The organism is Amorphoplanes digitatis, from assembly GCF_014205335.1.
Taxonomy (GTDB): Bacteria; Actinomycetota; Actinomycetes; order Mycobacteriales; family Micromonosporaceae; genus Actinoplanes; species Actinoplanes digitatus.
Window position 1 is genome coordinate 502,219 of sequence record NZ_JACHNH010000001.1, and the last position, 16,742, is coordinate 518,960.

Below are 16,742 nucleotides of genomic sequence, written 5' to 3' on the forward strand. Positions count from 1 at the left end.
CGTCCAGCTTGGACTTTTGTTCATCGCGCCAAAAGCTGCGGCCCGCAGCCCGGGGCAAAGCGGGCGTGCGGGCCGGAAGGGCGGCGAGGCGATTTACGAGATGTAGTGCAGGATCACGTTGTGCGCGTGCTGGGTCTTCTCCGTGCCACGGAACTCGACCTCGTAGCTGTGTGTGCCGACCGTGACCGCGATGGTGCCGGTCGAGAAGAACTGACCCGCCCAGCTCTTGTTGCTGACGACGCTGACGCTGCTCACCTTGGAGTACGGGATGCTCGTGATCGCGACGCGCTTCCCGATGAAGGATCGGTCCTGGATGATCACGCGGCGGGTGGTGAGCCCGAGGAAGCCGGTGCCGGCGCCGACCGCGTCGTACACGGCGATGATCTGCTCACCCTCGAGCAGACCGCTCGCGATCTGATCGAGCTGGCCCTTGCTGTCGTAAATGGGTGCCGTCATGCCCGAAAGGCTACTGGGGTCCGACCACCGTGCGGTACGCATCCTCGATTCGAGCCGCGAGCGTGACCTCACCGTCGGTGATGGCCACACCGTCCGGGGCGCCGAGCAGGATCTGCGTGTGACCGTCCATGCGCCGGATGCTGGGGCGCAGGCGCAGTGTGTCGGCCGCCACCTTGATCCGTTCGGTCAATGCGGCATGCTGGCTGTCGTCGCAGGCGAGGACGCGCTTCAACTGGACGCCGTCCCGGGTCCAGCCGCCGAGCACCGCGAGGGCGTCGCTCAAGTAGTCGGAGCGGATGCCGCGTGTTTTCCTGCCCCGCATGGCCCACCTCCCTGGCGTCGTTGCCGGCTTGTGGCCAAACTGTCGCCGTGTCGTCATGGTCGGTGCCAAACAGTCTTGCCTTCCCCGTCAACTATGTCCACGCCCACATATCCGTGTTCTCGTGACGATCGGGACGGCTCGGGCAACCTGATCGGCCAAGTTTTGTGGCACGCTCTTGGCTCATGCGTCACGAACACCACGTCAGCGGCCGGACATCACCCAGAGTGATCGTCGCGGCAGTGATCGTGATCGATGGGCGGGTGCTCGCCTGTGAGCGCTCCGCACCACCGGAGGCCGCCGGACGCTGGGAGTTCCCGGGCGGCAAGGTCGAGCCCGGGGAGACCGACGCGCAGGCGCTGGCCCGCGAGTGCGCCGAGGAGCTCGGCGTGCGGGTGCGGGTGGACGCCCGGGTGGGTCCGGACGTGCCGCTGGCGCACGGCCGCGCCGTCCTGCGCGTCTACGCGGTGACGCTGCTGAACGGCGACCGGCCGCGCGCCCTCGAACACTCGGCGATGCGCTGGCTGACCGCCGGCGAGCTGGACAGCGTCCCGTGGCTGCCGGCGGACAAACCGATCGTTGCGGAGCTACCCCGGCTGCTCGCCGCCCTCGGACCCGAAGGTCTTGCGTAGCTCCCGCTTGAGGACCTTGAAGCTGGGTCCCATCGGCAGGGCGTCGACGAACCGGACCTGGCGCGGGTACTTGTGCCGGCCCAGCCGCTCCTTCGACCAGTCGATGAGCTCCTGCTCGGCGACGCCGCCGGGGCCGGCGACGACCACGGCGCAGATCTCCTCGCCGTGCACCTCGTCGGGCACCCCGATCACGGCGACCTGCACCACGGCCGGGTGCCGGGCCAGGGCCTCCTCCACCTCGCGCGGGTAGACGTTGAAGCCGCCCCGGATGACCAGGTCCTTCTTGCGGTCGACGATCGTGATGAAGCCCTCGGCGTCCTTGACGCCCAGGTCGCCGCTGCGGAACCAGCCGTCGACCACCGCCGCCGCGGTCTCCTCGGGCCGGTTCAGATAGCCCGCGAAGACGTTGTGGCCGCGGATCACGATCTCGCCGAGCTCGCCCACCGGCAGCAGCTCGATGCGCTCGTCGACCTCCGCCCGGGCGATCTCCACCTCGACGCCCCAGATCGGGTGCCCGATCGAGCCCGCGCGGGTGCCGAAGGCGGGCTGATTGGTGGTCGCCGTCGGTGACGTCTCGGACAGGCCGTAGCCCTCGAAGACCGTCGAGCGGAACAGCTCGCTGAACCGCTCGAGCACGGCGACCGGCAGTGACGCCCCGCCCGACACGCAGAGCCGCAGTTCGGGCAGTTTGTCCGCTTTCGCGGCCGCCTCGAGCAGGCCGATGTACATCGTCGGTACGCCGTGGAAGACGGTCACCCGCTCGCGGACCATCAGCTCGATCGCCGCCTCGCCGGTGAAGCGGGCCAGCAGCACGAGGGTTCCGCCCAGCCGGAACGTGCCGTTCATGCCGACGGTCTGTCCGTACGTGTGGAACAGCGGCAGGCAGCCGAGGACCACGTCGTCCTCGCGCGCGTCGTTGGCGTCGAAGATGTTCACGGTCGCGTTCATGACCAGGTTGAGGTGGGTCAGCAGGGCGCCCTTCGGCTCGCCCGTCGTACCGCTGGTGTAGAAGACCACCGCGACGTCCTCGGCCTCCCGGCTCACGTAGGTCGGCAGCGGGGCGACCGCGGCCGCGGCCTCCTCCAGCCGTGGCGGCGCGCCGGGCGTGCCGGCCGGCACGCCGACGCTCACCAGCCGGACGCCGGCCAGCTCCGCGGCGGCGGCCGCCGTCGATAGCTGACTGGCGTGCGCGACGAGCACGTCGGTGCCGCTGTCGCGCAGCACGTACGCCATCTCGTCCGCGGTGAGCAGCAGATGGACCGGGACGAGCCGCGCACCGACCGCGAGCGCCCCGAAGTAGGCGCGCGGGAAGTCGGCGACGTTGGGTACCAGGATGGCGACGGTGTCGCCCGGCCCGACGCCGGACTCCCGCAGGCCCGCGGCGTAGGCCAGGGACTGCTGCCAGAGCTCCCGGTAGGTGATCCGGTCGTCGCGGTCGACGACCGCGACCTTCTCCGGGTACCGCCGAGCGCCCTCGGCCAGGATCGCGGCCAGCGACAACATGGTCATGCCAGGTGCCCACCTATCTTGGTGTAGCCGCGAAGCAGGTCGCGGGAGATGATCAGTCGCTGCATCTCGTCGGTGCCCTCGTAGATGCGCATCAGCCGGACCTGGCGGTACCAGCGCTCGATCGGCAGCTCACGGGTGTAGCCCATGCCGCCGTGGATCTGCATCACGCGGTCGACGACGTTGTTGACCATGTTGGCGCCGTAGAGCTTCGCCATCGAGGACGCGTGCCTCGGGTCCTCGCCCTGGTCGACGGTCCACGCGGCCCGCAGGATGAGCCACCGGGCCGCCTCCAGCTCCACCTCGGAGTCGGCGATCATCCACTGGATCGCCTGGTTGGTGCTGATCGTGGTGCCGAAGGTCTCGCGGGTGTTCGCGTACTCGATCGCCATGCCGAGCGCGCGCTCGGCGATGCCGAGCGCGCCCGACGGGATCAGGTAGCGGCCCTTGCCGATCCACTTCATGCCCAGCTCGAAGCCCTGGCCGATCTCGCCGAGGATGTTGCGGGCGGGCACCCGCACGTTGTCGAAGATCAGCGAGGCCGGGCCGCCCTCGCCCATGGTCTGGATGAACTCGGAGCGCCAGCCCATGTCGCGGTCGACCAGGAACGCGGTCGTGCCGCCGCCGCGGACGCCCTTCTCCCGGTCGGTGACCGCGACGACGATCACGAAGTCGGCGTCGTTGCCGTTCGTGATGAACGTCTTCTCCCCGTTGAGGATCCAGTCGTCGCCGTCGCGCCGGGCGCTGAGCTTGATGTTCGCCGCGTCGGAGCCGGCGCCCGGCTCGGTGATGGCGAAGCAGGAGATCCGGTCGCCCTCGATCGTCGGGACCAGGTATTCGGCTTTTTGCTCGTCGTTGGCGTGATACAGGATGTTGTCGGCCTCGCCGCCGAACTTGAACTGCACGAACGTGCGGCCGAGCTCGGTCCAGATCAGCGACTGGAGGACCGCCGGGAGGTCCATGCCGCCGTACTGCTCGGGGGTCGACAGGCCCCAGAAGCCGAACTTCTTCGCCTTAAGCTGCAACTCGCGCAGCTCGCCGGGCTCGAGCCCGGGCTGGTGTGCCCGCTCGCGTCGCAGCGCCTCCTGCTCGAGGGGCATGACCTCGCGGGTGATGAATGTCCGGGCGGTGTCACGAACCGCCCTCTCCTCGTCGCTGAGTGAAAAGTCCACGTGATAAAACTAGCGGTGTAAGTTTTGCGCCGTCCAGAGTTTCAGGAGCGTTAAATGGCCCGGCCCCGGCACACGCTGCTCACCCGCGAGCGGATCGTCGAGGTGGCGGGCGCCCTGGTCGACGCCGAGGGGCTCGACGCGGTCTCGGTCCGGCGGCTCGCCACCGAGCTGGGCGTCGCCGGGCCCTCGCTCTACAACCACTTCGCGACGAAGGCCGAGATCCTGGACGCCGTCGCCGACGCGGTCGTCGCCCAGGTCGACGTCTCCTACTTCCTCGACGAGCACTGGAGCGAGGCGCTGCGGCTCTGGGCGCACTCCTACCACGCCGTGCTCTCCGCGCACCCGAACATCGTCCCGGTCCTCGCCCACGGCCCCGGCCGCCGGCCCGCGGCGCTGGCCATGGCCGACACCGTCTACGGCGGACTGATCGCGGCCGGCTGGCCGCCCGGCCGCGCCACACACATCGGCGCCCTGATGCGTTATCTCGTGACGGGTGCGGCGCTCGGCTCGTTCGCCCTAGGCTTCGACGAGGATCCCGAGCTGTATCAGGAGCGCTACCCGCACCTGCGCAACGCACACCTGCTGGCCGAGCGCCGGCAGAGCGTCGACGAGGGTGCGTTCGCCCTCGGCCTGGAAACCGTGCTCGCCGGCCTGGAAGTGAAGAAGGCCGGCCTGGATTCGCTGAAAGGGAGCCTGACATGAGCCTCTCGCGCGACAAGATCTACGTCGGCGGGGCCTGGGCGTCGCCGACGTCCGCGGACACGATCCCGGTCGAGAACCCGGCCACCGAGGAGATCCTGGGCCACGTGCCCGCCGGCGGCGCCGAGGACGTGGACCGGGCCGTCGCGGCCGCCCGCCGGGCGTTCCCCGGCTGGGCGGAGACCTCGATGGCCGAGCGCGGCGCGGTGCTCGGCAAGCTGCACGAGTCGCTCGCCGCCCGGGCGGGCGACATCGCGCGCACCGTCGGGCTCGAGCTGGGCGCGCCGCTCAAGATCGCGAAGGCGGTCCAGGCGGGACTCCCGCTCGCGGTCCTCCGGGGGTACGCCGACCTGGCGGCCGAGCCGGTACGCGAGGAGACGATCGGCAACTCGCTCGTCGTGCACGAGCCGGTGGGTGTGGTCGGGGCGATCACGCCCTGGAACTACCCGCTGCACCAGGTCGTCGCCAAGGTGGCCGCCGCGCTGGCCGCCGGCTGCACCGTGGTGCTCAAGCCGAGCGAGCTGACGCCGCTGGTGGCGTACCTGCTGTTCGATGCCGCGGACGAGGCCGGGCTCCCGCCGGGCGTGCTCAACCTGGTGACCGGGACCGGGCCGGTGGTCGGCGCCGCGATCGCCGGGCACCCGGACGTCGACATGGTGTCGTTCACCGGCTCGACGGCGACCGGCCGGGCGATCAGCCACGCCGCGGCCGACCGGATCGCCCGGGTGTCGCTGGAGCTGGGCGGCAAGTCCGCAAACGTGATCCTCGAGGACGCCGACCTGACCAGGGCGGTCAAGGTCGGCGTGGGCAACGCCCTGCTGAACTCCGGGCAGACCTGCACGGCGTGGACCCGCATGCTGGTGCATCGCAGCCTCTACCCGGCGGCCGTCGAGATCGCCGCCGCTGCCGCCGCGGCCTATGCCATGGGTGACCCGTTCGACGAGGCCACCCGGCTCGGCCCGCTGGTGTCGGCGGCACAGCGCGACCGGGTCCGCGGCTTCATCGCCCGGGCCGGCGCCCGGCAGGTGGCCGGCGACGCCGCGGTACCGGACCGGGGCCACTTCGTCGCGCCGACCGTCTTCGCGGACGTCGACCCGGCCAGCGAACTGGCGCAGGAGGAGATCTTCGGCCCGGTGCTGTCGATCATGCCGTTCGACACCGACGACCACGCGGTGGAGATCGCCAACAACTCGCGGTACGGCCTGGCCGGCGGCGTCTGGGGCACCGAGGACCGGGCGATGGCGGTGGCCCGGCGGATGCGCACGGGCGGGGTCGACGTCAACGGCGGCTCGTTCAACCCGGCCGCGCCGTTCGGCGGCTACAAGCAGTCCGGCCTCGGCCGGGAACTGGGGCCGTACGGCCTCGCCGAATTCCAGCAGACGAAGGCGATTCAGCGGTGACCCCATACATGCGAGGCCTGGTGGTTCGGGACAACGGCGCGGCGCCGACGATCGAGGAGCTGCGCCTGCCCGAGGTCGGGCCCGGCCAGGTCCGGGTCCGGATCAAGGCGGCCGGGGTCTGTCACTCGGACCTGTCCATGATCAACGGCACGCTGAGCCCGCCGCACCCGCTGGTGCTGGGCCACGAGGCGGCCGGCGAGGTGGTCGAGGCCGGCGCGGGGGTTACCCGGGTACGTACCGGCACGCACGTGGCGCTGAACTGGGCGCCGCCCTGCCGGGCCTGCTGGTTCTGCACGCACGACGAGCCGTGGCTGTGCGCGGCGGCGAACGTCGCGGCGCTGGAGAACGGCATCACCCTCGACGGCGACCCGGTGCACGTGACGCTCGGGCTGGGCGCGTTCGCCGAGCAGGTCGTGGTGCCGGAGAAGGCCGTCATCGCCGTACCGGACGAGCTGGCCTGGGAGAGCGCGGCGCTGCTTGGCTGCGCGGTCCTGACCGGCACCGGCGCGGTGCGCAACACCGCGCGGGTGTCGGCGGGCTCGTCCGTCGTGGTGATCGGCCTCGGCGGGGTCGGCCTGTCGGTGGTCGCGGCGGCCCGCGCGGCCGGGGCCGCGACGGTCATCGCGGTCGACGTGTCCACGGCGAAGAAGGCGCTGGCGGAGGCGGCGGGCGCGACGGACTTCGTGGTCTCCTCGGAGAACCTGTCGAAGGACGTCCGGGCGCTCACGTCCCGGCTCGGCGCGGACCACGCGTTCGAGTGCGTGGGGCGCGCGGCGACGATCCGGGCGGCCTGGCGTACGACCCGCCGGGGCGGCCAGGTGACGGTCGTCGGCATGGGCGGCGCGGACGACATGGTGGAGCTGAGCGCGCTGGACATCTTCAACAGCGCCCGCACGCTGCGCGCGTCGGTGTACGGCTCGGCGGACCCGGACCGCGAGGTGCCGGAGCTGGCACAGGACGTGCTCTCCGGCGCGCTCCACCTGGACCACCTGATCACGGACCGCATCACCCTGGCCGACGTGCCGGCGGCCTTCGACCGCATGTCCCGCGGCGAGGGCGCCCGCTCGGTGGTGATCTTCTAGGCGTCGGTTTCCATGACGGGCGCCCGCGCCCGGCGTGGAGACCGGCTGGTCCCCGCCGTCACGGCACGTCGCGGTTCAGCTACGCGGCGCGTTCAGCAGGGCGGTGACCGTGCAGGTCAGCACCGCCCGGGCGGCCTCGGGTTCCATGCCCATGGCGTCGCGCAGGGTGCCCCAGGTCGGCCACATGCTCACCGCCGTGAGCGCCGCGAGCAGGGTCTCGTCGTCGCCGATCTCGCGGGCGAAGAGCTCACTGAGCTCCGCGCGGACGCGCTCGACGTGGCTGCGGCGGTAGCTCTGCAACGCGGGGGAGAAGGGCTCCTTCAGCGACGAGGCCTTGGCCGCGGGCGCCACCTGCTCCAGCAGGCGCGCCCGCTGATGGCAGTAGGCATCGACCCGCGCCTTCAGCGGCAGGTCCGTCGGTATCGGCTCGTGCGCCTCGTCGCGCTGCTCCAGTATCCGTTCGCCGCTGGCGGTGAAGAGCGCCTCCATGTCGGCGAAGTGGCTCCACAGCGCGCGCAGCGAGACGCCGGCCTGCTTGGCGATGCGGTCCGCGGTCGGCCGCAGGTCACCGCCGAGGATCAGGGCGACGTGTGCCTCGACGATGGCGTTGCGGGTGCGCTCCGAGCGGGCCGTGCGGCCGTCGATGCGCTGCGCGGGGCGTGGGGAGGTGGCCGGCATCAGGTGCTCCGATAGCGGTTGAGCTCGCGGTGTGCCAGCGAGCGCTTGTGTACCTCGTCCGGGCCGTCCGCCAGCCGCAGCGTGCGGGCCTGCGACCAGAGGCGGGCCAGCGGGGTGTCCTGGCCGACGCCAGCGGCGCCGTGCGCCTGGATCGCTTTGTCGACGATCCACTCGGTGGTGGCCGGAACGATGATCTTAATGGCCTGGATCTCGGTGTGCGCGCCCTTGTTGCCGACGGTGTCCATCAGCCAGGCGGCCTTGAGCACCAGCAGGCGGGCCTGCTCGATGCGGACCCGCGACTCCGCGATCCAGTCCTGGACAACGCCCTGCTCGGACAGCGACTTGCCGAACGTCGTGCGGGTCAGCGAACGCCGGCACATCAGCTCGAGTGCCCGTTCCGCCATGCCGATCAGGCGCATGCAGTGGTGGATCCGGCCCGGACCCAGGCGGGCCTGCGAGATGGCGAAGCCGGAGCCCTCCTCGCCGATCAGGTTCGTGGCCGGCACCCGGACGTTCTCGAAGATCATCTCCGCGTGGCCGCCGTGGTCGCCGTCGTCGTAGCCGAAGACCGTCATGCCGCGCTTGACGGTCAGGCCCGGGGTGTCGCGGGGCACCAGGATCATGCTCTGCTGCACGTGCCGTGCGGCGTCCGGATCGGTCTTGCCCATCACGATGAAGATCTTGCAGTTCGGGTTCATTGCGCCGGAGATGTAGAACTTGCGGCCGTTGATCACGTAGTCGTCGCCGTCGCGGGCGATCCGGGTGCCGATGTTCGTCGCGTCGGACGAGGCCACCTGCGGCTCGGTCATCGCGAACGCCGACCGTATGGTGCCGTCCAACAGGGGCTGCAGCCAGCGCTCCCGCTGCTCGGGGCTGCCGAACTGGGCCAGCACCTCCATGTTGCCGGTGTCCGGAGCGGCGCAGTTCAGCGCGGGCGGTGCGATCGCCGGGCTGCGGCCGGTGAGCTCGGCAAGGGGCGCGTACTGGAGGTTGGTCAGGCCGGCGCCGTGCTCGCCGGGCAGGAAGAGGTTCCACAGGCCGTTGAGCTTCGCCTGCGCTTGCAGCAGGCTGATGACCCGCGGCGGCGACCAGTCGTCGGCGTAGCCCTCGTCGAACGTGGCCTCGGCGGGGTAGACGTACTCGTCCATGAAGGCGAGGAGCCGCTTGCGGTAGTCCTCGGTCCTCTCGTCGAACGCGAAGTCCATCAGTTTCCCTCCAGCGCTGCGTCGAGCGACTCGTGTCCCTGTGCCACCAGCGGCGCGACCATCGCGCCGACCGTGTCGAACCCCGCTCCGACGGTCTGGCCCTGAACGTACCGGTAGTGCACGCCCTCGAGGATGACGGCCAGCTTGAATGCCGCGAAGGCCACGTACCAGTGCAGGTCGGAGACGTCGCGGCCGGAGCGCTTGGCGTAGCGCTCGGACATCTCCTCGAGGCTCGGATGCCCCGGTACGGAGATCGGCGTGCGCGGCTCGCCGTCCTTGGTCAGCAGCGGGCGCCCGGCGTAGACGAGCATCAGGGCGAGGTCGCTGAGCGGGTCGCCCAGCGTCGACATCTCCCAGTCCAGCACCGCCCTGATCTCCAGCCCCGGGCCGATCAGCACGTTGTCGAGCCGGAAGTCGCCGTGCACCACCGCGCCCGCGCCGTCCGGGATCCGCACCGCCAGCCGGGCGTGCAGCTCCTCGACGCCCGGCACCTCGCGGCTGCGGGACGCGTCGAGCTGCTTCTTCCAGCGGCGGACCTGGCGCTCGTTGAAGCCCTCCGGGCGGCCGAAGTCGGCGAGCCCGATCTCGGCCGGGTCGAGGGCGTGCAGGTCGGCCAGGGTGTCCACCAGGGAGAGGGTCAGCTCGCGCATCGCGGCGGCGCCCAGCGCCTCGAGCGCCTCGACGTCGCGGTAGATGGTGCCGTCGACGTACTCCATCAGGTAGAAGGGCGCGCCGATGACGTCCGGGTCGGTGCAGATCAGCACCGGCCGCGGCGCCGGGAACCCGGCCGCGGAGAGCGCGTCGAGAACCTTGTGCTCGCGGGACATGTCGTGCGCGGTCGGCAGGACGTGGCCCAGCGGCGGACGGCGCAGCACCCAGCGCTCGGTGCCGTCGCTTACCGCGTAGGTGAGGTTGGACCTGCCGCCGGCGAACATGGTCGCGGCGAGTTCGCCGGAGCCGAGGTGTGCCCGCAGCCGCTCGAGGTCGAGCCCGCGTGGCCCGCTCATGCCATCGCCTCCGATTCGAAGTGGCGCTGGATCTTGTTCATTCCGCCGAGCCAGCGGTCCGGGTCGGTCGCCCGGCGCAGGTAGTACTCGGCCACCTCGGGGTGCGGCAGGACCAGGAAGCTGTCGCCCTCCAGCGCCTTGGCCACCACGGCCGCCACCTCGGCGGGCTCCATGGCGGTCGCGGCGAGCTGGGCCTTGCTGGCGCTGTCCCGGCCGCCGGTCAGCATGTCGGTGCGCACGCCCTGCGGGCAGAGCGCCTGCACGGTGATGCCGCGGTGGGCGTACGTCGCGCGCAGCCACTCCGCGAACCCCAGCGCCGCGTGCTTGGTGACCGAGTACGGCGCGCTGCCGAGCAGGGTCAGCAGCCCGGCCGCGGAGACGGTGAGCAGCAGGCGCCCGCCGCCGTTCTCCAGCCAGCGGGGCAGCATCGCGCGGGCCACGTACACGTGGGACATGACGTTGACCCGCCAGGCACGCTCCCAGTCGGCGTCGCCCGCGTCGGCCGAGCCCGGCGACAGCATGCCGGCGTTGGCGCAGAACAGGTCGCAGCCGCCGAGCTCCTCCCAGGCGGCGTCGGCGAGCCGGCGCACGTCCGCCTCGTCGCCGGCGTCGCCCGGTACCGCAAGGCCCCCGATCTCGGCGGCAACGGCCTGAGCCGCCGCCGGGTCGAGGTCGTTGACGATCACCCGTGCGCCGGCGGCGGCGAACCGGCGGGCCAGCGCCGCGCCGATGCCGCCGCCGGCCCCGGTGACAACCACCCGCCGCGGGCTCATGACATCGCCTCCGCTGGCGCTCCAGCGATGCCAAGAGCTCGGCACTGAGTCGATGATTCGCTCGCAAGCTCGCTCATGCGCCCGCTCCCGTCAAAGTGATGCCGCCGTCGATGACGATCGTCTGGCCGGTGATCCAGGCGGCGTCCGGCGAGCAGAGGAACGCGACCGCGCCGGCCACGTCCTCGGGGGCACCGAGCCGGCCCAGCGGATAGGTCGCCGCGACCTTCTCCTCCCGGCCCTCGTAGAGGGCGGCGGCGAAGCGGGTCTTGACGACCGCCGGCGCGACGGCGTTGACCCGCACCGTCGGCGCCAGCTCGACGGCCAGCTCCTCGGTCAGGTGGATCAGCGCGGCCTTGGTGACGCCGTAGAACCCGATGCCCGGCGCGGGCCGCACGCCGGAGATCGACGAGATGTTCACGATCGAGCCGCCCGTCTCGGACAGGCCGCCGCGCAGCGCCTCCTGCACCCAGCCCAGGGTGCCGAGCACGTTGACGTCGAACATCTTGCGTGCGGCGCCCAGCTCGAGCGTGCCGAGCGGCCCGTACGCCGGGTTGATGCCGATGTTGTTGATCAGCGTGGTGACCGGGCCGAACGTGCCGAGCACCGTGTCGATCACGGCGGCCCGGTGTTCGGCGTCGTCGCCCTTGCCGGCGACGCCGATGGCAACGGCGGGCCCGCCGAGGTCCTTGACCGCGGTCTCGAGGGCGCCGGCGTCGCGTCCGGTGATGCAGACCCTGGCACCCTCGGCGACGAAGCGTTGCGCGATGGCGAACCCGATTCCTCGGCTCGCCCCGGTCACGATCGCCACAGCACCCGAAAGCTTCGACATCCGGTCAAGACCCCCAAAGAATATGAACTTGCGCTTGCAGCGCGAAATACTGACGGGTAGCCGCCCTCGCCGCCAACCCTGCATCTGTTGACGGCGAGTCGCAACCGTTTCTCTTGCCTCGCTCGTGTGCTAGGAGGCAGCCGGGATCCCGTTCTGCGGCGGAGTCGCGGCCTGCGCCGAGTACGCCGCGACCGGCCCGTCGGCGTCGTCGGTCTGGTACGGCGTGCCGAAGTACGCCTGCTTACCGCCCTCGACCTTGGTCAGCTGCTCGCCGCCGTACCCGGAGTGGTTGTCGGCCGAGAAGCGCAGCGGAGCGTTGGCCGGCCCCTGGAATCCGCCCTTCTCCACCGCCGCGATGATCCCCTCCCGGGTCAGATCCTTCCCGGCCGCCTGGAGGCTCTGCACGAAGAGGTAGCCGACGGACATGCCGTAGACGATGTTGTTGTCGAACTCGGCGTTGCCGTTGTGCTGCGCGTTCACCTTCTTGAAGAGCTGGATCCACGGGTTGGCGTCGTCGGTGCTCAGCGGCAGGTAGTTGGCCGAGATCAGGCCCTCGGTCAGCGGCGTGGCCGCGCCCAGCTGCTTGGAGAGCGTGCGCAGGTCGGCGCCGACCTGCGTGACCACGAACTGCGCCTTGAAGCCGATCTTGGCGGCGGTGCCAAGGCTCAGCGCGGTGAAGCCGGGCACGGTCGCCAGCATGACCACCTGGCAGCCGGCCTGCTTGAGCGCGCCCATCTGCGGGCCGACGTTCGGGTTGCTCGTGACGTACGACTGCTTGGCGGCGACCGGGCCGAGGATCTTCTCTATGCCGGCCAGGCTGTCGCGGCCGAAGTCGTCGTCCTGGCCGAGGAAGCAGACCTTCTTGCCGGGCAGGGTCTCCTTGACGTGCGAGGCGAGGATCTTGCCCTCGGTGGTGTAGTCGACGTTGAACCCGAACGTGCCCGGGTACTTGTCCGGCTGGTTCCAGCTGCGGCTGCCCGAGGCGACGAAGAGGTCGGGCACCCGGTTGGTCTTGAGGAAGTCGAGCACGCCGGTGTGCGTCGGCGTGCCGAGGCCGTTCAGGATCGCGAAGACCTTGTCCTGGAGGACGAGCTCGCGGACCACCTGCTGGGTGTTCGCCGGGTTGTACTGGTCGTCCATGATCTTGTAGCTGATCTTCCGGCCGTGCACGCCGCCGCTCGCGTTCACGAAGTCGAAGTACGCCTTGGTGGCCGGCGCGATCTTCGAGTAGCCGGCCGCGGCCGGGCCGGTCAGCGGCATGTGCGTGCCGACGAGGATGTCCGTTGCGGTCACGCCGGGAACACTGCCGCCGCCACTGCTGCCGCCCGTGCCGTCGTCGCTGCAACCCGCTGTTGCGGCGGCGACCAGGGTTATCGCGGCGAGCGCGGACCAGATGCGTCTCATGCCTTTCTCCTTCTTGGTTTGAGGGATGCGATGCCGCCGGGGGCGGCGAGCATGACGACGATCAACGTGATGCCGAAGAGCGCCAGCGGCAGATTCCCCTCGAGCCGCTGCGCGACCGCCGGTGACACGTCGACCGAGTCGGTGACCGAATGGGTCAGGGCGGGGAGCGCGACCAGCAGGACCGCGCCCCAGACCGCGCCGGCCAGGCTGCCGAGCCCGCCGATCACGATCGCCATCACGAGGAACAGGGAGAGCGACAGCGGGAACGCGCCCGGCGAGACGCTCTGTGCGAGCACCGCGAAGAGCGCACCGCCGAGGCCGGCGCAGGCCGCGCTCACCACGAACGCCATGACCTGGGTGCGCGCGACGTTCACCCCGGCGATGCGGGCGGCGGCCTCGTCATCGCGTACGGCGCGCAGCGACCGGCCGAACCGGCCGCGGACCAGCGTCGCCAGCACGAACATGGTGAGCAGCGCGCCCGTCCAGGTCAGCCAGGCCTGCCAGCGCTCGTACGGGAACGTCGCACCGAGCGCCAGCGGCGGCGGGTCGACGTAGACGGACAGGCCCTGATCGCTGTTGAAGGTCTTGTCGAAGGTGCTGGTGATGGCCGGCACCACCACGGCGACGGCCAGGGTGAGCCCGGCCAGGTACGGGCCGCGCAGCCGCGCGGCGGCCAGCCCGACGATCCCGCCGGCGACGGTGGTCACCACGATCGCCGCGACGACCGAGACCAGCAGCGTCCACTGCCCCTGCCCGGCCAGCCGCTCCTGAAGCAACGCGACCGTGTACGCCCCGGTCGCCATCAGCGCGCCGTGCCCGAGCGACAGCTGCCCGTTCAGCCCGGTGAGAACGGTCAGCCCGGCCGTGACGCAGAGGTAGGCGCCGACCGTCGCGAGCTGGTAGTTGCGAAAGGGCGGCAGGACGTAGGTCAGCGCGACGATCAGCACCGCGGCGGCGACCGTCCACAGCAGGTACCGGGTCCTGCGCCTCGTCTCGGGTGCGCGCCGTTCCGTGCTCACCGCCGGGGCCAGAGTCGCACTCATACCGCCCTCGCCGCCGATCGGGAGAAGAGGCCGCCGGGGCGGCCGAGGAGCACGACGACGAGCAGCAGCAGGACGGCGATCGGGGCGACGGTCGCGCCCAGATAGCCGCTGACGTAGGAGAGCAGCAGCCCCACGATCAGCCCGCCGGCCACCGCGCCGAACGGGCTGTCCAGCCCGCCGACCACGGCCGCGGTGAACGACGAGACGAAGACGATGTCCATCGCGTTCGGATGCAGGCCCAGCTCGGTCGGGATGACGAGCATGCCGGCCATCGAACCGACCGCCGCCGCCAGCGCCCACCCGAGCGTGAGCATCCCGCCGACGTTGACGCCGAGCAGCCGCGACACGTCCGGCGCGAACGCCGAGGCGCGCATCCGCAGGCCGACGTTCGTCCTGGTGAACAGGACCGCCAGCAGACCGACGACGGCGAAGACGGCCGCGAACACGAACAGGTCGAAGCGCGACAGCAGCGCGATCCCGCCGACGTCGAACGCGTCCCGGCTGAACGGCGCGCCGGCCGGCCGGAACTCGTTGCCGTAGGTCATGCCGAGCACGCCCTGGATGACAAGCACCAGGCCGAGCGCGACCACCACGCCGTTGAGCGGGGACGAATGGTCGACGAACCGCATCACCACCCGCTCGACGGCCGCGCCGAGCAGCAGCCCGCCGACGACCGCCACCACGAAGCCGAGCCAGTACGAGCCGGTCGCGGTGGAGACGGAGTAGCCGACGTAGGCGGTCGCCACCGCCATCGCGCCCTGCGCGAAGTTCACGATCCGGGTGGCCCGCCAGATGAGCACCAATGCCAGGGCGAACGCGGCGTACACCGCGCCGCGGCCCAGGCCGTCGAACGTCAAGAACACGAACCGGTCCATGGCCCTCCCTTCTCAGAATCCGAGGTATGCGTGTCGCATGTCTTCGTCCTCGCGCAGCGTCGCGGCGTCCGCGCCGGCGACGACCCGGCCCAGCGACATCACGACGCCGGTGTCGGCGACCGACAGCGCGCTGCGCACGTTCTGCTCCACAAGCAGCACGGTCAGGCCGGTCGAGTCCCGCAGGGTGCGCAGCAGGCCCATGATCTGGCCGGTCACCTTCGGTGCCAGGCCCAGCGACGGCTCGTCCAGCAGCAGCAGGCGCGGCCGGCCGACCAGCGCCCGGCCGAGCGCGAGCATCTGCCGCTCGCCGCCGGAGAGCTGGTGGCCGGGGAAGCGGCGGCGGCGGGCGAGCGGCTCGAAGAGGTCGTACACCTCGTCCAGCGCCCGCTTCGCGTCCGCGCGGTCCTTGCGCCACAGGCCGCCGAGCCGCAGGTTCTCGTCGACGGTCAGCTCGGTGACGACCCCGCGGCCCTCCGGCACGTGCGCCACCCCGCGGCGCACCATCTCCTCGACCCGGACCCCGCGCAGGTCCTGGCCGTCGAGCAGGATCCGGCCCCGGGCCGGCCGGAGCAGACCCGAGAGGGTACGCAGCAGCGTCGTCTTCCCCGCGCCGTTCGCACCGAGTACGGCGGTGATGGCACCGGCCGGCACCGCCAGGTCGACGTCGTGCAGCACGGGCGCGGCCCCGTACCCGACCGTGACCTGTTCGGCCTCCAGCAACGCGCTCATGCCGCGGCACCGAGGTAGGCGTCGGCGACCGCCTCGTTGGTTCGGATCTCGGCCGGGGTGCCGTGCGCGACGGGTTTGCCGAAGTCGAGCACGAGGATCTCGTCGCAGACGGCCATTACCAGGTCCATGTGGTGCTCGACGAGCAGGACGGCGCAGGGCAGCCCGGTGATGAGCTCGCCGAGCTGCGCGATCTCGTCGGCGCCCAGGCCGCCGGCCGGCTCGTCCAGCAGGAGCAGGCGGGGCTCGGCGACGAGCGCGCGGGCCAGGGCGACCCGCTTGCGTACCGCGTACGGCAGGCCGCCGGGCAGGGCGTGCGCGTGCTCGGCGACCCCGCAGCGCTCCAGCACCTCCCACGCGGAATCGGCCGGCTTGCCCGCGTGCTCCGCGCCGACCATGACGTTCTCGAGCACCGTCATGCCGGCGAACAGGCCGACGCCCTGGAGGGTCCGGGCGATGCCGAGGCGGGCCAGGCGGTGCGGGCGGGGCCGCAGCGGGTTGCCGTCGAGGGTGAGCGCGCCGGTGGTCGGCGCGACGAAGCCGCAGACGACGTTGAAGAGGGTGGTCTTGCCGGCGCCGTTGGGGCCGATGACGCCCACCGTCCGGCCGGGCGGTACCCGCAGCGAGACGCCGTCGAGGGCGACGAGGCCACCGAAGCGGACACCGATCTGATGTAGAACGAGCCCTTTGTCGGTCTCGGCGGTTTCTGGAGGGGGCATCGTCACCTCGGCATTGAGGGCGGACATTGTCCTAGGTGGAGGATGTGACGCGGGTAACTATTTACACTTGGAGTGTAAGTTCTTGAGACCCGGTGTCAATAGCCCCGAAACATCGAGCTCGACAAAGGTTTCGGGCGCGGAGCGTGACCACTCCGTGCCTCAAAGTATCGTAAGTCATCGATGGACCGGATCGGAGCGCACGACGAACGGCGCCCGG

18 protein-coding genes are annotated in these 16,742 nt (G+C 71.2%); 4 read left to right on the forward strand and 14 right to left on the reverse strand.

Translation table 11 applies throughout. The features are described 5' to 3' along the window. Positions 1-93: 93 nt before the first annotated feature. The gene (locus tag BJ971_RS02355) at positions 94-456 is read right to left on the reverse strand and encodes a PH domain-containing protein (protein WP_184989286.1); all 363 of its coding nucleotides are present in this window, start codon (positions 454-456) and stop codon (positions 94-96) included. Positions 457-466: 10 nt separating this feature from the next. After that, positions 467-778 carry a pterin dehydratase gene (locus BJ971_RS02360; protein WP_184989288.1) on the reverse strand — a complete coding sequence of 104 codons (312 nt, stop codon included), beginning with the start codon at positions 776-778 and terminating at the stop codon, positions 467-469. A gap of 182 nt (positions 779-960) precedes the next feature. On the opposite strand from BJ971_RS02360, the gene BJ971_RS02365 reads away from it, so the two are divergent. Then, complete coding sequence (locus BJ971_RS02365; RefSeq protein WP_184989291.1) at positions 961-1,407, forward strand: (deoxy)nucleoside triphosphate pyrophosphohydrolase; 447 nt, start codon at positions 961-963, stop codon at positions 1,405-1,407. On the opposite strand, the gene BJ971_RS02370 is transcribed toward BJ971_RS02365, so the two are convergent. Both BJ971_RS02370 and BJ971_RS02375 read right to left on the reverse strand, forming a co-directional pair. Beyond that, positions 1,363-2,916 carry a long-chain-fatty-acid--CoA ligase gene (locus BJ971_RS02370; protein WP_184989294.1) on the reverse strand — a complete coding sequence of 518 codons (1,554 nt, stop codon included), beginning with the start codon at positions 2,914-2,916 and terminating at the stop codon, positions 1,363-1,365. The genes BJ971_RS02365 and BJ971_RS02370 overlap by 45 nt on opposite strands. Next, positions 2,913-4,085: an acyl-CoA dehydrogenase family protein gene (locus tag BJ971_RS02375; RefSeq protein ID WP_184989297.1), complete on the reverse strand. Its 1,173-nt coding sequence runs from the start codon at positions 4,083-4,085 to the stop codon at positions 2,913-2,915. The genes BJ971_RS02370 and BJ971_RS02375 overlap by 4 nt, the downstream gene beginning before the upstream one ends. Before the next feature lie 54 nt (positions 4,086-4,139). Between BJ971_RS02375 and BJ971_RS02380 the strand changes: the two genes are divergently transcribed. Genes BJ971_RS02380 through BJ971_RS02390 form a run of 3 tightly spaced genes read left to right on the forward strand, consistent with a single transcriptional unit; the run spans position 4,140 to position 7,266 of the window. Beyond that, positions 4,140-4,787 (forward strand): TetR/AcrR family transcriptional regulator, encoded by a 648-nt coding sequence (locus BJ971_RS02380; RefSeq protein WP_184989300.1) that lies wholly within the window; start codon positions 4,140-4,142, stop codon positions 4,785-4,787. After that, positions 4,784-6,184, forward strand: coding sequence for an aldehyde dehydrogenase family protein (locus BJ971_RS02385; RefSeq protein WP_184989303.1), 1,401 nt, complete (start codon positions 4,784-4,786; stop codon positions 6,182-6,184). The genes BJ971_RS02380 and BJ971_RS02385 overlap by 4 nt, the downstream gene beginning before the upstream one ends. Before the next feature lie 8 nt (positions 6,185-6,192). After that, a complete protein-coding gene (locus BJ971_RS02390) occupies positions 6,193-7,266 on the forward strand; it encodes an alcohol dehydrogenase catalytic domain-containing protein (RefSeq protein WP_184989306.1) in 1,074 nt (357 codons plus the stop codon). Positions 7,267-7,341: 75 nt separating this feature from the next. Here BJ971_RS02390 and BJ971_RS02395 read toward each other — a convergent pair whose 3' ends face one another. The 10 genes from BJ971_RS02395 to BJ971_RS02440 form a co-directional block, all read right to left on the reverse strand. Beyond that, on the reverse strand, positions 7,342-7,944 hold the full coding sequence (locus BJ971_RS02395; RefSeq protein ID WP_184989309.1) for a TetR/AcrR family transcriptional regulator: 603 nt from the start codon (positions 7,942-7,944) through the stop codon (positions 7,342-7,344). Beyond that, positions 7,944-9,149 carry an acyl-CoA dehydrogenase family protein gene (locus BJ971_RS02400; RefSeq protein WP_184989314.1) on the reverse strand — a complete coding sequence of 402 codons (1,206 nt, stop codon included), beginning with the start codon at positions 9,147-9,149 and terminating at the stop codon, positions 7,944-7,946. The genes BJ971_RS02395 and BJ971_RS02400 overlap by 1 nt, the downstream gene beginning before the upstream one ends. Next, positions 9,149-10,156, reverse strand: a complete 1,008-nt coding sequence (locus BJ971_RS02405; RefSeq protein WP_184989316.1) for a phosphotransferase family protein — start codon at positions 10,154-10,156, stop codon at positions 9,149-9,151. Before BJ971_RS02405 ends, BJ971_RS02400 begins: the two co-directional genes overlap by 1 nt. Then, the gene (locus BJ971_RS02410; protein WP_184989321.1) at positions 10,153-10,929 is read right to left on the reverse strand and encodes an SDR family oxidoreductase; all 777 of its coding nucleotides are present in this window, start codon (positions 10,927-10,929) and stop codon (positions 10,153-10,155) included. The genes BJ971_RS02405 and BJ971_RS02410 overlap by 4 nt, the downstream gene beginning before the upstream one ends. 73 nt (positions 10,930-11,002) lie before the next feature. Beyond that, positions 11,003-11,758, reverse strand: coding sequence for an SDR family oxidoreductase (locus BJ971_RS02415; RefSeq protein WP_184989324.1), 756 nt, complete (start codon positions 11,756-11,758; stop codon positions 11,003-11,005). A gap of 129 nt (positions 11,759-11,887) precedes the next feature. Beyond that, entirely contained in the window at positions 11,888-13,162 is a 1,275-nt protein-coding gene (locus BJ971_RS02420) for an ABC transporter substrate-binding protein (protein ID WP_184989327.1), read from the reverse strand. After that, the gene (locus tag BJ971_RS02425) at positions 13,159-14,205 is read right to left on the reverse strand and encodes a branched-chain amino acid ABC transporter permease (protein WP_184989330.1); all 1,047 of its coding nucleotides are present in this window, start codon (positions 14,203-14,205) and stop codon (positions 13,159-13,161) included. The genes BJ971_RS02420 and BJ971_RS02425 overlap by 4 nt, the downstream gene beginning before the upstream one ends. Next, positions 14,202-15,080, reverse strand: a complete 879-nt coding sequence (locus BJ971_RS02430; protein WP_184989332.1) for a branched-chain amino acid ABC transporter permease — start codon at positions 15,078-15,080, stop codon at positions 14,202-14,204. The genes BJ971_RS02425 and BJ971_RS02430 overlap by 4 nt, the downstream gene beginning before the upstream one ends. A gap of 12 nt (positions 15,081-15,092) precedes the next feature. Further along, a complete protein-coding gene (locus BJ971_RS02435) occupies positions 15,093-15,809 on the reverse strand; it encodes an ABC transporter ATP-binding protein (protein WP_184989335.1) in 717 nt (238 codons plus the stop codon). Next, complete coding sequence (locus BJ971_RS02440; protein WP_184989337.1) at positions 15,806-16,525, reverse strand: ABC transporter ATP-binding protein; 720 nt, start codon at positions 16,523-16,525, stop codon at positions 15,806-15,808. The genes BJ971_RS02435 and BJ971_RS02440 overlap by 4 nt, the downstream gene beginning before the upstream one ends. Positions 16,526-16,742 lie beyond the last annotated feature (217 nt).